Below are 13,521 nucleotides of genomic sequence, written 5' to 3' on the forward strand. Positions count from 1 at the left end.
AGCTGAGCGGAACCACTGATGAACACCACCAACGCCACACTGATCGGCAGCATCTCCATCCTGCTCTGGGGCACCCTCGCCCTGATGACCCGCTGGACCGATGCGCAGATCCCACCCTTTCAGCTGCTGGCGATGACCTTCACCCTGGCCTGGCTGCTGATGCAGACGCGCTGGTGGCTACGCGGCGAGAGCGGCTTTCGCTTTTTGCGCCAGCCACTGCCGGTCTGGCTGCTCGGTATCGGCGGACTGTTTTGTTATCACCTGTTCTACTTTATCGCCCTGGCCAACGCGCCGGCGGCGGAAGCTGGCCTGATCGCCTATCTCTGGCCGCTGTTGATCGTGCTGATGTCCGCCCTGCTGCCCGGCGAGCAGTTGCGCCTCGCCCATATCCTGGGCGCCCTGCTGGCCGCCGGCGGCAGCGCCATGCTGCTGCTCAAGGGAGAAACCGGCTTCAGTGGCGAATACAGCCTTGGCTACCTGGCCGCCGGTGCCTGCTCGCTGATCTGGTCCAGTTACTCGGTGCTGAGCCGGCGCCACGCCCATGTACCGACGGACACCGTGGGCTGGTTCTGTGGAGGCACCGCCCTGCTCGGCCTGGTCTGCCACCTGCTGTTTGAACAGACCGTCTGGCCCGAACGCCCGCTGCAGTGGATCGGTATTGTCGGCCTGGGACTGGGCCCCGTAGGTATCGCTTTCCTGACCTGGGATATCGGCGTGAAGAAGGGCAACATCCAGCTGCTCGGCACCCTGGCCTACGCCGCACCGCTGATCTCCACCCTGCTGCTGATCGCCGCCGGTGAAGCCGAGGCAACACCGCGACTGCTGCTGGCCTGCCTGCTGATCGTGGGTGGTTCGACGGTGGCAGGTGTGCGCCTGCGCAGTCTGCGACTGGCCCGCAGCCGCCCTGGCGCGCAATCCTGACCTACCGGCGATATACTGCCCGCAGAGTATTATTACGGGAGCACAACAGCCAAGGCTATGGATCTATCGCGCATCAACCTGAACCTGCTGCTGGTGTTGCAGCAGTTGCTGGAGCAGCGCAGCGTCAGCCAGGCCGCCCGCAGCCTTAACCTGACCCAGCCCGCCATCAGCCGCAGCCTGGCACAGCTGCGCGACCTGTTCGCCGATCCACTGCTGGTGCGGGTCGGCAACCAGATGCAGCTGACACCCAGGGGCGAGGAACTGAAGCAACAGCTGCCCGGTGTACTACAGCCGCTGGAAGCGTTTTTCACCCCGGGCAACTTCAACGCAGACACCTTCCGCGGCCGCTTCAATATCGCCATCACCGACTATATCGCCGAGCGCATCCTGCCGGACCTGGTGGGTGAACTGATGCGCGACGTGCCCGGTATGCGGCTGCATTTTCGCCTCTGGGAGCCCGGCATGGTGGGTGATCTGCGTGAAGGTCGCCTGGATATGGCCGCCTGCCTGCTGGATAAGGTGCCTGACGATATTCACGGTCGCGCCGTGGGCTCCGACCACTGGACCTGCCTGATGCGCAAGGATCATCCGCTGGCGACGGGACCGCTGGATATGGACGCCTACACCGCGGCGGACCATATCAGCATCAGCGGCGGCGGCGATAAAAACCGCTCAGTGGATGAGGCGCTGGCCGCCTATGGATTGGGTCGACGCATCCGCACCAGTGTGCCGTTTATTCAGGCGGCACTGGCCTTTACCGCCCGAAGCGACGCCCTGCTGACGCTGCCGGCCCATATGGCCGCCAATATCGCGCCGGATTTCGGCCTGGTGCTGCGGCCGCTGCCACTAAAACTGGAACCGGTGCAGTATTACCTGCTCTGGCACCGACGCCAGCAGCACGATGCAGCCCATCGCTATCTCCGGGAGCGGCTGCACCGGGCGCTGATCGACTCCCCCTTTTCCCGCTGAACCATCACGTCGAACCACCCAGACCAGCAGGGTTATCATTTTTACTTATAACCTGAATGAAAAAGCACGATTAGAAGCCTTCAAGCCGACTCAATAGACTAGCTTGCATCACTTACAGTTATGCGAGAAACAGGAATGTTGGACTGGCTGCTTTTTCTGGGAATCACCGTGGGCGGTGCCATGATACCGGGGGCAAATTTCGCCGTGGTACTGCGCAACACCCTGAACGGCTCCCGCCGCAGCGGTCTGCTGACGGTCTGTGGCCTCGCCACGGCGCTGATGATCCACGGCACTTTGACGCTGCTCGGGATCAGTGCACTGATTCAGAATTCGCCCGCCGCCTTCGAGGTAATTCGCTGGCTGGGGGCCGCCTACCTGATTCTGCTTGGCGGTTGGCAGCTGCTGCACCGCCAGCCAGCGCAGGAGACTAGCGCTCCCGCTCATAACGGCGGCTCCCCCTTCATTGCCGGCCTGCTGATCAGCCTGTTCAACCCCAAGGTGCTGGTGTTCTTTCTGGCGATCTTTTCCCAGGTGCTGTCACCGGAGCAGTCGCTGGCCACCAAGCTGCTCTACGTCGCCACCCCGGCCCTGGCCGAGATCAGCTGGTTTATGCTGGTGCTGGCACTGCTGGGCACCCCGGCGATCCGCCAATGGCTGATGCGGGTAAAAAGCAAACTGGAGCGCTTTCTTGGCGGCGCCATGGTTGCTCTGGGCATCAAGATCGGGCTGGGCTGATTCGCGCCCCCTGATCATGACAATTCAGGGTGAAGCTCCATCGGCTCAAGCGCCTCTGCTGCGGTCCTTACCAGCTCATCGGTAATCTGCTTGATCAGCTCCGAATGCAAGTTCCAGACATGCCAATACAGGGGCACAGGCACAAAGTAGCCCGGCACCATATCCACCACGTTACCGCGCTCTATCATCGCCCTGCCAAGCTGATCGGGAATCATGCCGCAGGCGAGACCACGCTCGACGATATCGTTGAAGCCGCTCAGTGAGGGTACCCGGTGACGCGGATATTCATGGGGTTTCACTGAGAAGTACTGCTCCAGGTAGCGGTTCTGTAGCTGATCCTTGTGGCTGAACTCGGCCACCGGGGCCAGGCGAAACCCCGTCGCACCGATCCCCTTGGCGAAATAGGTCTCGATATAGGCCGGCGTCGCCAGGCAACGGTAGACCATCACCCCCAGCGGCACGCTGACGCAGCCGGGCATCGCCGACGACGCCGAGGTGATACAGCCCACCACTTCGCCATCTTTGAGCAGCTGCTGGGTGGCGTCCTGATCGTCCACCTTCAGATCCATCAACAACCGCTCCCGTCTCACCAGGCGCTCCATGGCATCGGTGAACCAGGAGCCCAGGCTGTCGGCATTCACGCCTATCGATACCTGTGTATAACCCCGCTCATCACGCTGGGCCAGACTGCTCAGCAGCTCCTGCTCCAGCAATGCCAGCTGACGGAAGTGCTTCAGCACCTGCAGCCCTGCCTCTGTGGCACGTACGGGGACGGCACGCACCAGCAGCACCTGCCCCAGCCGCTCCTCCAGCTGTTTCACCCGCTGAGATACCGCGGACTGAGTCACATGCAGCTTGCGCGCCGCACGCTCGAAACTGCCCTCATCGATCACCGCTGCCAGCGCAGCCAGCTGCCGGGAATCCAGCATTATTAATTTCTCTAATCGGATATTAAAAACATTAGTTTTACTTACATCGAGGCGAATCGCAACATAGCGCCGTCCTACACGATTCAGCTTTTCGGAGATAAAAAATGCTGCCCACACTGACACTGGAATGGCTGGCCTGGAGCAAGGGCTTGATGACCTCAGCCGGCCTGATCATGGCGATCGGGGCGCAGAACGCCTTCTTGCTGACACAGAGCCTCAGGCGCCAGTTCCACTGGCCCATCGCGCTACTGTGCATCCTCTTCGATGGCCTGCTGATTACCGCCGGTGTGGCCGGGCTTGGCGTGCTGATCAGCCAGTCCGAACTGCTCTCCGAAATCGCTCGTTGGGGCGGCGCCCTGTTTCTGCTCTGGTTCGGCTACGGCGCGGCGAGAAGGGTGTTCCGCAATGAAGTCATGCAGACCGGCGGCCGGGAGATCTCATCCCTGCGCGGAGCGCTGCTAATGACCGCCGCGGTCACCCTGCTTAACCCTCACGCCTGGATCGATACCGTCGTGCTGATCGGCAGCATCGGCGGACAGTATGATGCCGATCTGAAAATATGGTTTGGCGTCGGCGCGGTCTGCTTCTCGGCGATCTGGTTTATCAGCCTCTGTGTCGGTGCACGCTGGATGGCGCCAATGTTCAGCAAACCGACCGCCTGGAAGGTTCTGGATACAGGGATCTGGTTTATGACCTGGGGGATTGCCGCCGGGCTACTGATCGGGTTCTGACGCCGACCAGCAGCCGGGGTGACTGCTAAGTTCGAGAGATAGAAGTTAAGGGCGCTTAAGTAGCAGCAGCTCCGCCGCCTCATCGTCCTCTTCCTGATGCTTGAAGCGCACGACAAGGTAATTCAGCTCTGGCGCGAGCCAGATCTGTTCGAGCTTGTCGCCCTCCTCCCCCTTCTCCAGCAGGATTGCCTCAAAGGTACCTGCTGGCGTCTCGACACTGTCTTCACCGACATAGCGATAACGGTAGTCTGACACGCCCTTGCGGCGGGCAATGGTGTAGTTGTAATCATCCTGGGGCGGCTTGCAGGCCAGATCGACCCGCAGCTGCATCTGGTGACTGAGCAGGTCGTAGATTCGGCCTTCATAGCCGATCTCATCATCGCCGCGGGGGGACTCAACCTTGTATTCGCCTCTACGATCGAAGCTGAGATGAACATTGTGCTTCTTGCTCAGCCCCTTGCGCTCGTAGCTGTACTCCTGTGGCTCGATCAAGCCGCCCTGCATATGAAAGCGGCTTTGCTCCTCAATTCCCATAAACAGCAGGCTGCTGCTGTTCTGCGCCTTCCAGGCCCCGGCTTCCAGTTGATCCAGGGTCCTGCTGCTATCCAGCGAAAATCCCTTCCAGTCCACCCGGTAATTGATCGCGATCCCCGCATAACGTCCCAGTGTCTTTTCTGCACAGGCCTGAACTGAATCATCCGCCAGCGCTACCCCCGATGTCAGCAGGGAAAGGAAAAGCAGCGTCGAGCGTTTAACTGGCAATTTCAAAACGATCCTCCGTGGCGACTTTTGGTCCATGGGTGCTATGGTTCTATAAAAGGAGATTCAGGGAACCGGTCCAAGTTTCCGGTTACCAGACTCAATCCGGCATAACACGGGCCGGCATTGCATCCTAACCTCTTTAGCGCCCCATCCCAACAGGAGTGAGTTGATGAGTGACACTATGGATTCCCACGCATTCCGGCGCGCCCTGGGTAACTTTGCCACAGGCATTACCGTCGTGACTGCGCAGAGCCCGGCAGGAGAGCGCATCGGCCTGACCGTCAACAGCTTCAACTCGGTTTCACTGGATCCACCGCTGATTCTATGGAGCCTCGACAAGCGCTCCGCCGATAGCCTCGAGGTGATCCGCCAGAGCGGTCACTTTGCCGTCAATGTACTGGCCGCCGACCAACTCGACATCTCCAACCACTTCGCCCGCCCCCAGGATGATAAATTCGCGCTGATAAGGTTCGCCGAAGGACCGGGCGGATCACCGCTACTGGACAACTGCGCCGCGCGCTTCCATTGCGCCCTGCACCAGGAAGTGGATGCGGGCGATCACTGGATACTGATCGGCCGGGTGCTGGACTTCGACGACCTGGGTCGTGCGCCGCTGCTTTACCACCAGGGTGCCTATTCAGTGGCGCTGCCCCATCCGCGCGTCGAGACCCGCCCCTCTACCAGTGGCAGCGGCGACAACCCCATGGCCCAGCACCTCTCCAACAACCTGCTGTACCTAATGCTGCAGGCGGTCAACGCTTACCAGAACAGCTACCTGCCGAAACAGCAGGCGCTGGGACTGAGCGTCAGTGAAGCGCGTTTGCTGATTTTGCTGAGCGTGCTGGGTGGTAGTAGCGTCGAACGACTGCAGAAAGAGTCCAGCCTGCCCGGCTCAGAGGTGGTAGAGGCGGCGGAAAACCTTGAACTGGGAGGACTTCTCCAGCGTTCCGGCCCCCTGCTGGAGTTGACCGAAGCGGGCTCCGAACGCGCCAAAGAATACTGGACCCTGGCGGAAAACGAACAGAACCAGGTGTTCAGCGAGTTCGATAACAACGAGATAAACCAGTTCAAGCGGATGCTGAACAGCGTGATTCAAAAATCCTGAAGCCAGGCAAACTCGAAACCAGGGTCTGGTATGGCCAAAACCTGGTATAGCCAAAACAAAGAAGGGAGCCCGAGGGCTCCCTTCTGCATGACTGCGGCGCGGTTTAGCCGCGTACGACAGAAACGTCTTCTGCCTGCAGCCCTTTATCACTCTGGTGCACATTGAACCGCACCTGCTGACCTTCGGTCAGGGAGCGGTGTCCGCGACCGCGGATATTGCGGAAATGAACAAACACATCGTCGCCATTGGAACGGGTAATGAAGCCGAAGCCCTTGGAGACATTGAACCACTTCACGGTTCCCTGCTCACGGCTGTCGTCTTCAGACGACTCATCATCATCGGCGTCACTCTGCGCTGCCATCCGCGGTGCAGGTCTGCCACCCTGAGCCGCCCCGGCAGCCGTACCCAGAGAAGCGACCAGCGTAGCTGCCAGCACGATAACAAACGTCACGCCCAATACCACCGCGTTCAGTTCAATCTCCGTCGCCGTCACCTGCGACAGTATCGACGGAATAGCTACCGCCGCGACAATGCTAAGAACAATACTTTTAAATACCTGAATACCACTCATCTATCTATTTTCTCTTCTAATTCAAAAATTAATCATATTAAGAAGGTCACGAGTTAACCAACGCGCCTAACCTGCGAGATATAACGTATTAGCTACACTTTTTCAACAACTTACTAGTAAAGCTAGCGGATCTGTCCGGTTTTAACAGCATAAACTTTTGCCTGCCCCTGGCGCGATGGAGCGCCCCTGGCAGCGCTGGCAACAGTGATCTTCCCACACGCAGATAAGCAAAGGTTTTCCGGCTACAATAAACGCGGCAAACCCGGACCAACCCATCAATACAGGAGATCGCCATGTCGGAAAATGAACAGATCGCTGAGCTGGAATCACGTATCGCGTTTCAAGAGGATGCGATCGACAAACTCAGCGATATTGTCGCCCGGCAGGAAAGAGATCTGGAGCGCCTGACGCGGATGATTCAGTTTCTGAACACCGAAATCAAATCCGGCGCTATCGAAGAGAACGATCAGCCGCCGCCTCATTACTGAGCTGCATGACGGCACTCTTTCGCGCCCTCTCCGCTTCTGCCCGTGCCCGGCACCAGCAGGAGAGGCGTCTCATGGCAGAGATACTTGCCGACCCGCGCCTGCGTGAAGTGATCGACACCCGCTGCGCCCAATCCGGCGAACCTCGCCTGAACGTAGAGCGCCACGCCCATCAACAGCTTGAACAGATGGCCGCTCACTACCGCCATTCCGTGGTCAGAAGCCTGAACCCGCTGTTCAGCCTGGTGCTGAAGCGCCTCTACAGGCGCATGGAGATAAACGGCCTGGAGCGCCTGGAATCGCTGAACCGCGATTACCAGCTGATCTATCTACCGGCCCACCGCAGCCATATCGACTATATGCTGATCTCCTGGGCCCTGTTCCAAAAGGGCCTGCAACTGCCCCATATCGCCGCTGGCGACAATCTGAACCTGCCAATAGTCGGAGCCCTGCTCAAACGCGGCGGCGCCGTGTTTCTACGCCGAAGTTTCCTGGACGACCCTGTATACACCTGTCTTGTGCGACTTTACCTGGAACAGCTGCTGCGCAACGAGCATAGCTTCGAGGTGTTCATCGAGGGGCAGCGCAGCCGCACAGGACGCCTGCTCACGCCGAAACTGGGGCTACTGAGCATGCTGCTGGAAAGCCAGCCGGCACGACGACTGGCGCTGTTACCGGTTTCGATCAACTACGACCTCTGCATCGACAACCGCACCTATCAGCACGAGCTTTCCGGCCGCCCCAAACGCAAGGAAAGCCTCTGGGGCCTGATCAGCTCCGTAGGACTGGTATTCAAGCGCTGCGGCGGCGCGCACCTGAATATCGGCGAACCTGTCTTTGTCGATGGAACGCCTACCGAAGAACAAAACGGCGCCCTTCTGCAGACCGCAAGCCAGGTGATGCGCGCCATCAACAGGGCAACCATCGCCACCGAGGCGAGTAGAATCGCCAGCCTGCTTCCTGGCGCAGAAAAAGAGCTGAGACAAGCAGAGCTTGAACAGGGAATCGGCGCCCTTAACCCGCTGCTCCAGCAGTTGGGAACACGCCTGCCACAGCAGGACCGATCCGCTGCGGCGATGATCGACGCCATGGCACGGCGGCGACAACTCACTCTCTATGGCGGAAAAGTGCTGGTTTCAGAACAGCAGAGCGCAGAACTCAGCTACTACCGCAACAATCTGGCCCATGCCCTGGTGATGCCGGGGCTGATGCTTTTGCTGGCCGCCAGGCTACCAAAACCCAGCGCAGCGACCATTACCCGCCTGATGCGGGCGCTCCAGCCCTACCTGGGCGCTGAGTTCAGCCTGGCGGTAGACCCTGAGGAACCGGCCCGGTTGAGAAAAACCCTGCTACAACTGGGCCTGCTGAGCGATCAGGGCACACAGTTGCATCCGTCCCCCTGCCTGCTGGCCAGGGCTCTGTTTCACTTGGCCGAAACAGCCCTGCTACGCCAGTATCTGCTGATACGCATCGTCTCCCAGCAACCACTGATCACGGAGCAGCAGTTGTGCGAAACCACCACTGCACTGGCCCGTCACCTGCAGGCCTGGTACGAGCATCCGCTGCCGGAATATGCAGACCAGCGCCAGTTACGACCATTGATCGAGTGTCTGGAACAGCAGCAACTGCTCCACCGGGATAAGGAGTGTCTGAGCACAACACGCGACCTGGCGCCGATCCTGCGTATAGGCCGCAAGCTGCTGCCGGATGTGTTGCTTCAGGAGAGTGAACGCTGGCTGAGCCAGCACTAGTCCAGCTTTTTCAGCGCGTAGATATCGTAGCGGCCCGACTTGCCTTCGAGCTTGTAGGAGGGTTCCCTGCCACCGATAGAAGGCGCCTTGCGTGGACGTTTCACCACCACACGGCACTCGGCAACCTCCAGCGCCACCGCCAGCAACTCCGCCTGATCGGCGTCCTCTCCCACCAAGTCGCGGAACGCCAGCATCTCTTTTTTAACCTGGGCTGACTTGTCACTGTGCGGGAACATCGGATCCAGATGCACTACCTGGGGTCGCTCGGCCTCAGCCAGGGATGAGAGCCAGTCACGGGCATCGCCGCCATACAGACGCATCCGCGCGATAATATCCGCCACTTCAGAATCCGCCGCCCGCGCCAGACCATCTGCCAGCAGCGCATGCACCACCGGCGAGCGCTCCACCAGACTGACCTCACAGCCCAGAGTAGCCAGCACAAAACCATCACGCCCCAGCCCTGCGGTCACATCAGCAACCGTGGGGCGGATGCTGCCCTTGATACCGCAGGCCTTGGCGATCATCTGCCCCTTGCCGCCGCCGAACTGGCGCCGGTGTGCCACCGCGCCGCTGACGAAATCCGCCAGCACTGGCCCTGGCCGTTTGCGCCCGGTCTGTTGCAGCACCAGCGCATCCTCGGTCAGCAACAGGTATTGGGCGACAGACGCCGACTCGAGATCGACCTCTTCGGCAAAGACAAGTCCGAGCTCTCGCGCCAGCTCGCAAGCCTCTTTGCTGCGCGCCGCGCAGCTTGTGCCGACAACGGGCAGCGCATTCATATCAGCCGACAAACCAGACACCCAGAAGCACAAAACCCAGAATCAGGCGATAGATCACGAACGGCATCATGCCGATCCGGTCCAGCCATTTCAGAAACAGGTAGATACAGGCAAAGGCGCTCAACGCCGCCAGCACAGCGCCACTACCGATCATCTCCCAGTGTGCCTCGGCATCACTCTGGATCAGCTCGAGTGTTTTCAGGCTGCCCGCGGCAACAATAACCGGGATCGACATAAGGAAAGAGAAACGCGCCGCGCTCTGGCGCTCAAAGCCGAGCATCAGCGCCGCGGTGATGGTGATACCCGAACGCGAGGTACCGGGGATCAACGCCACTGCCTGGGCCAGGCCGATAGTGAGCGCATCCTTCACCCCGAGAGTATCGGTCTTGCGCACCCTCTTGCCCTTCAGGTCCGCCCAGCCCAACAGCACACCGAAAATCAGCGTAGTGCCGGCGATTACCAGGATGGAACGCCCGTACTCATCCACCAGATCGCCGAACAGCCCGCCAAAGATCACCGCCGGAATAGTGGCCAGCACGACCAGCCAGCCCAGCTTGCCCTCGGCACTGCGACGACCGCCCAGCGCAGCGATGCTGGCCACACTGATCTGCAGCACCTCGCGGCGGAAGTAGTAGATCACCGCCACCAGGGTCCCGACATGAACGCCCACATCGAACGCCAGCCCCTGATCCTGCCAGCCCAGCAGCTGAGACGGCAGAATCAGGTGGGCTGAACTGGAGATCGGCAGAAACTCGGTCAGGCCCTGGATCAGGGCGAGAATAACGGTATGAATCCAGTCAGCCAGTGTCACTGTTGATCCTTCTTCTTCCAGCTGCCTTCACGCAGATAGACCGGCAGCGCATCTTCAGGCACCACGCCTTCACCGGCAGCCAGTTGCGCCTCGGCCAGCACCAGCATGGCGCGGGCATCGGGATAGCACTCCAGCTCGATCTCATTGACGCCCGCGGTCACCGCTTCGGGCATCTGTTCGCTGTAACGCCAGCCGCTGCCGACGCCGAGCCACTCAGCCACTTCCGGCAGTTCCAGATCCCTGGGCGAACGCACCGATTCATCGATCAACGCCCGGGGCAGATCAGCGCTGATATCAAACGCGCCCCAGTACACCTCGTCCATCCGGGCATCCAGCGCCGTCGCAACACGGCTCGCCTGTGGAAAACGCTCTTTCGCGGTGACCGCCATCGCCGCCAGGGTCGATACCGGCAGCAGCGGCAGATCCGCCCCCAGCGCCAGCCCCTGGGCCGCGCCAGTGGCGATACGGATACCGGCGAACGAGCCTGGGCCACGGCCAAAGGCGATCGCATCCAGGCTCGCCAGCTTGATGCCGGCTTCGGCCAGCAGCTCCTCTACCATCGGCAGCAGCAAGTGGGTATGACGCCGCGGCTCGATAACAAATTTGTGTTTTATCTCCCCGGCAAGACTCAGGGCCACGGAGCAGGCGTCGGTGGAAGTATCCAGGGCAAGTATTCGGGACATCGGATTTCCGTCAGCTAACAGGCTGCGCCAGCTTACGCGGCGCGGCTTTAGGTTTTATTAACTCAGGTTTCAGTAGCTCAGGTTTCAGCAACTTGGGTTTCAGTAACTTGGGTTTTATTAACTTGGGTTTGCGAAATTCAGAGGTTACAGCAGATTTTCTCCCCAGCGCGGCAACAGCGACTGCTCCAGGCCCAGCTGGGAAAGTATGCGGGCAACAATGAAATCCACCATCTCCTCAACACTGGCCGGACGCTGGTAAAAACCGGGACTGGCCGGTATCACCACCGCGCCCATACGGGTCAGCTTGAGCATATGCTCCAGGTGGATCTCGGAGTACGGCGCCTCTCGCGGTACCAGTATCAACTGGCGCCGCTCTTTGAGCACCACATCGGCAGCACGTTCAATCAGATTATTGCTGGCACCACAGGCGATCGCCGACAGCGAGCCGGTACTGCAGGGACAGACCACCATAGAGGTGGGCGCCCCCGAGCCGGACGCCACCGGCGCCATCCACTGCTCACGACCATAGACTTTCAGTTGCCCTTCACGCGCTCCATATAGCTCGCTGAGATAGGCCTCCTGCTGGTCCGGCTGGCCCGGCAGTTTGATATCGGTTTCGGTAGCGATCACCACCTGCGCGGCCCGAGAGACCAGCAACAGCACCTGCACATCCGCAGACAGCATGCACTGCAGCAGCCTCAGACCATACTGGACTCCGGATGCGCCGGTGATCGCCAACGTTACCCGGCGCGAGAACTCAACACTCATTACGCGCTCCTCTGCTGCAGCCTTGCCAGCAGCTTGCCATGGATACCGCCAAAGCCACCGTTACTCATCACTACGAGGTGAGTGCCGGGCTTGGCATCCAGCGCCAGCTGTTCCACCAGCGCATCGATATCGCGATGCAGGCTGGCTGGGTTGCTGCTGGCGTCGATCACACTGTCCAGCGACCAGTCCATACCTTCAGGCTGATACCAGTAGACGCTATCGGCCAGCGCGGCGGAGGCGGCCAGGGCCTGCTTGTGGGCGCCGAGACGCATGGTATTGGAGCGCGGTTCGATCACCGCCAATAAGGGTGCATCACCGACCTTGGCGCGAATACCGGCCAGGGTGGTTTCGATGGCCGTAGGATGGTGGGCAAAATCGTCGTAGACCTTCACACCATCCGCTTCACCCAGCAGCTCCATGCGGCGCTTGACGCCACCAAAGTTGCTCAGCGCCTCGGCGGCGATAGCGGGAGTCACGCCCACATGACGCGCGGCCAGCAGTGCGTGTAAGCCGTTACTTACGTTATGCGCACCGGTCAGCGACCAGTTGACCTCAGCCACCTTTTCGCCGTTCTGCAGGATCGCAAAGCGACCGCCATCCGCGCTCAGCGGCTGCGCACGCCAGCCTGCCACATCACCCGTAGCCAGATTACCTGTGGCCTGATCACCTGTGGCCAACGTTTCGCTCCAGCAGCCCATATCGATCACCTCGGCCAGCGCTTCGCTATCGGCCGGATAGATCACCTGGCCACCTCCTGGAACCACGCGGATCAGATGGTGAAACTGGCGCTGAATCGCCGCCAGGTCCGGGAAGATATCGGCGTGATCAAACTCCAGGTTGTTCATGATCAGCGTACGCGGGCCGTAGTGAACAAACTTGGAGCGCTTATCAAAGAACGCGGTGTCGTATTCGTCCGCCTCGATCACGAAAAACGGCGTATCGCCTAAACGAGCGGAGCGGTCAAAATTGTGCGGCACACCGCCGATCAGGAAACCCGGCGCCATCTTCGCCTGCTCAAGAATCCACGCCAGCATCGTCGCCGTGCTGGTCTTGCCGTGTGTGCCCGACACCGCCAGCACCCAGCGCTCTTTCAGCACATGGTCATGCAGCCACTGCGGCCCGGAGGTGTAGTTAATGCCACGTTCCAGCACCGCTTCGACGCAGGGGTTACCACGTGTCATCGCATTACCGATCACCACGCAATCCGGCACAGGGTCCAGCTGCACCGGATCGTAACCTTCGATCAGCTCGATCCCCTGCTGCGCCAATTGAGTACTCATCGGCGGATAAACATTGGCGTCAGAGCCGGTCACACGATGGCCCAGCTCCCGTGCCAGCAGCGCCAGCGACCCCATAAAAGTGCCGCAGATACCGAGGATATGAATATGCACGTCGGTCCCCCTGAAAAATTAGCCCGTAATAATAGCGTTTTTGCCGCCGGGCTGTTACTCCCATCCCGCGGAAAGCCGCATAACGCCATGCAATGCCGCCAGGGATCGCGTATAATTTTCCGCATTCTTG

15 protein-coding genes are annotated in these 13,521 nt (G+C 60.2%); 7 read left to right on the forward strand and 8 right to left on the reverse strand.

The genetic code is table 11. The features are described from left to right. Positions 1-18 precede the first annotated feature (18 nt). The 3 genes from yddG (at position 19) to C4S72_RS16795 (ending at position 2,625) form a co-directional block, all read left to right on the forward strand. Entirely contained in the window at positions 19-921 is a 903-nt protein-coding gene (yddG, locus tag C4S72_RS16785) for an aromatic amino acid exporter YddG (RefSeq protein ID WP_104004311.1), read from the forward strand. Between the two features lie 57 nt (positions 922-978). Beyond that, entirely contained in the window at positions 979-1,890 is a 912-nt protein-coding gene (locus C4S72_RS16790) for a LysR family transcriptional regulator (RefSeq protein WP_104004312.1), read from the forward strand. A gap of 135 nt (positions 1,891-2,025) precedes the next feature. Next, positions 2,026-2,625 carry a LysE family transporter gene (locus C4S72_RS16795; RefSeq protein ID WP_104004313.1) on the forward strand — a complete coding sequence of 200 codons (600 nt, stop codon included), beginning with the start codon at positions 2,026-2,028 and terminating at the stop codon, positions 2,623-2,625. A 14-nt stretch (positions 2,626-2,639) separates the two neighbouring features. Here the strand turns inward: C4S72_RS16795 and C4S72_RS16800 are convergent, their stop codons facing one another. Beyond that, complete coding sequence (locus C4S72_RS16800; protein WP_104004314.1) at positions 2,640-3,554, reverse strand: LysR family transcriptional regulator ArgP; 915 nt, start codon at positions 3,552-3,554, stop codon at positions 2,640-2,642. A gap of 104 nt (positions 3,555-3,658) precedes the next feature. Here C4S72_RS16800 and C4S72_RS16805 point away from each other — a divergent pair, with 104 nt between their 5' ends. Further along, the gene (locus C4S72_RS16805; RefSeq protein ID WP_104004315.1) at positions 3,659-4,285 is read left to right on the forward strand and encodes a LysE/ArgO family amino acid transporter; all 627 of its coding nucleotides are present in this window, start codon (positions 3,659-3,661) and stop codon (positions 4,283-4,285) included. A 45-nt stretch (positions 4,286-4,330) separates the two neighbouring features. Here the strand turns inward: C4S72_RS16805 and C4S72_RS16810 are convergent, their stop codons facing one another. Continuing rightward, positions 4,331-5,053 carry a DUF3108 domain-containing protein gene (locus C4S72_RS16810; protein ID WP_160115536.1) on the reverse strand — a complete coding sequence of 241 codons (723 nt, stop codon included), beginning with the start codon at positions 5,051-5,053 and terminating at the stop codon, positions 4,331-4,333. A 163-nt stretch (positions 5,054-5,216) separates the two neighbouring features. Here C4S72_RS16810 and C4S72_RS16815 point away from each other — a divergent pair, with 163 nt between their 5' ends. Continuing rightward, complete coding sequence (locus tag C4S72_RS16815) at positions 5,217-6,152, forward strand: p-hydroxyphenylacetate 3-hydroxylase reductase component (RefSeq protein WP_104004317.1); 936 nt, start codon at positions 5,217-5,219, stop codon at positions 6,150-6,152. Between the two features lie 103 nt (positions 6,153-6,255). Here C4S72_RS16815 and C4S72_RS26195 read toward each other — a convergent pair whose 3' ends face one another. Next, complete coding sequence (locus C4S72_RS26195; RefSeq protein WP_104004318.1) at positions 6,256-6,723, reverse strand: cold-shock protein; 468 nt, start codon at positions 6,721-6,723, stop codon at positions 6,256-6,258. Positions 6,724-7,016: 293 nt separating this feature from the next. On the opposite strand from C4S72_RS26195, the gene C4S72_RS16825 reads away from it, so the two are divergent. Then, complete coding sequence (locus C4S72_RS16825) at positions 7,017-7,211, forward strand: SlyX family protein (protein WP_104004319.1); 195 nt, start codon at positions 7,017-7,019, stop codon at positions 7,209-7,211. Positions 7,212-7,282: 71 nt separating this feature from the next. Continuing rightward, the gene (locus C4S72_RS16830; RefSeq protein ID WP_160115537.1) at positions 7,283-8,959 is read left to right on the forward strand and encodes a 1-acyl-sn-glycerol-3-phosphate acyltransferase; all 1,677 of its coding nucleotides are present in this window, start codon (positions 7,283-7,285) and stop codon (positions 8,957-8,959) included. On the opposite strand, the gene C4S72_RS16835 is transcribed toward C4S72_RS16830, so the two are convergent. From C4S72_RS16835 to mpl, 5 genes are all read right to left on the reverse strand, one after another. Then, entirely contained in the window at positions 8,956-9,750 is a 795-nt protein-coding gene (locus C4S72_RS16835; protein ID WP_235009173.1) for a class I SAM-dependent methyltransferase, read from the reverse strand. The two genes, C4S72_RS16830 and C4S72_RS16835, sit on opposite strands and share 4 nt — an antisense overlap. After that, complete coding sequence (locus C4S72_RS16840) at positions 9,740-10,549, reverse strand: undecaprenyl-diphosphate phosphatase (protein WP_104004322.1); 810 nt, start codon at positions 10,547-10,549, stop codon at positions 9,740-9,742. The genes C4S72_RS16835 and C4S72_RS16840 overlap by 11 nt, the downstream gene beginning before the upstream one ends. Next, a complete protein-coding gene (gene tsaB / locus C4S72_RS16845; RefSeq protein WP_104004323.1) occupies positions 10,546-11,232 on the reverse strand; it encodes a tRNA (adenosine(37)-N6)-threonylcarbamoyltransferase complex dimerization subunit type 1 TsaB in 687 nt (228 codons plus the stop codon). The genes C4S72_RS16840 and tsaB overlap by 4 nt, the downstream gene beginning before the upstream one ends. A gap of 144 nt (positions 11,233-11,376) precedes the next feature. Then, positions 11,377-12,000, reverse strand: a complete 624-nt coding sequence (locus tag C4S72_RS16850; RefSeq protein ID WP_104004324.1) for a flavin prenyltransferase UbiX — start codon at positions 11,998-12,000, stop codon at positions 11,377-11,379. Further along, complete coding sequence (gene mpl / locus C4S72_RS16855; protein WP_104004325.1) at positions 12,000-13,391, reverse strand: UDP-N-acetylmuramate:L-alanyl-gamma-D-glutamyl-meso-diaminopimelate ligase; 1,392 nt, start codon at positions 13,389-13,391, stop codon at positions 12,000-12,002. Before mpl ends, C4S72_RS16850 begins: the two co-directional genes overlap by 1 nt. Between the last annotated feature and the right edge of the window lie 130 nt (positions 13,392-13,521).

Origin of the sequence: Marinobacterium lutimaris, from assembly GCF_900108065.1 — a bacterium.
GTDB classification, from domain to species: Bacteria; Pseudomonadota; Gammaproteobacteria; order Pseudomonadales; family Balneatricaceae; genus Marinobacterium_D; species Marinobacterium_D lutimaris.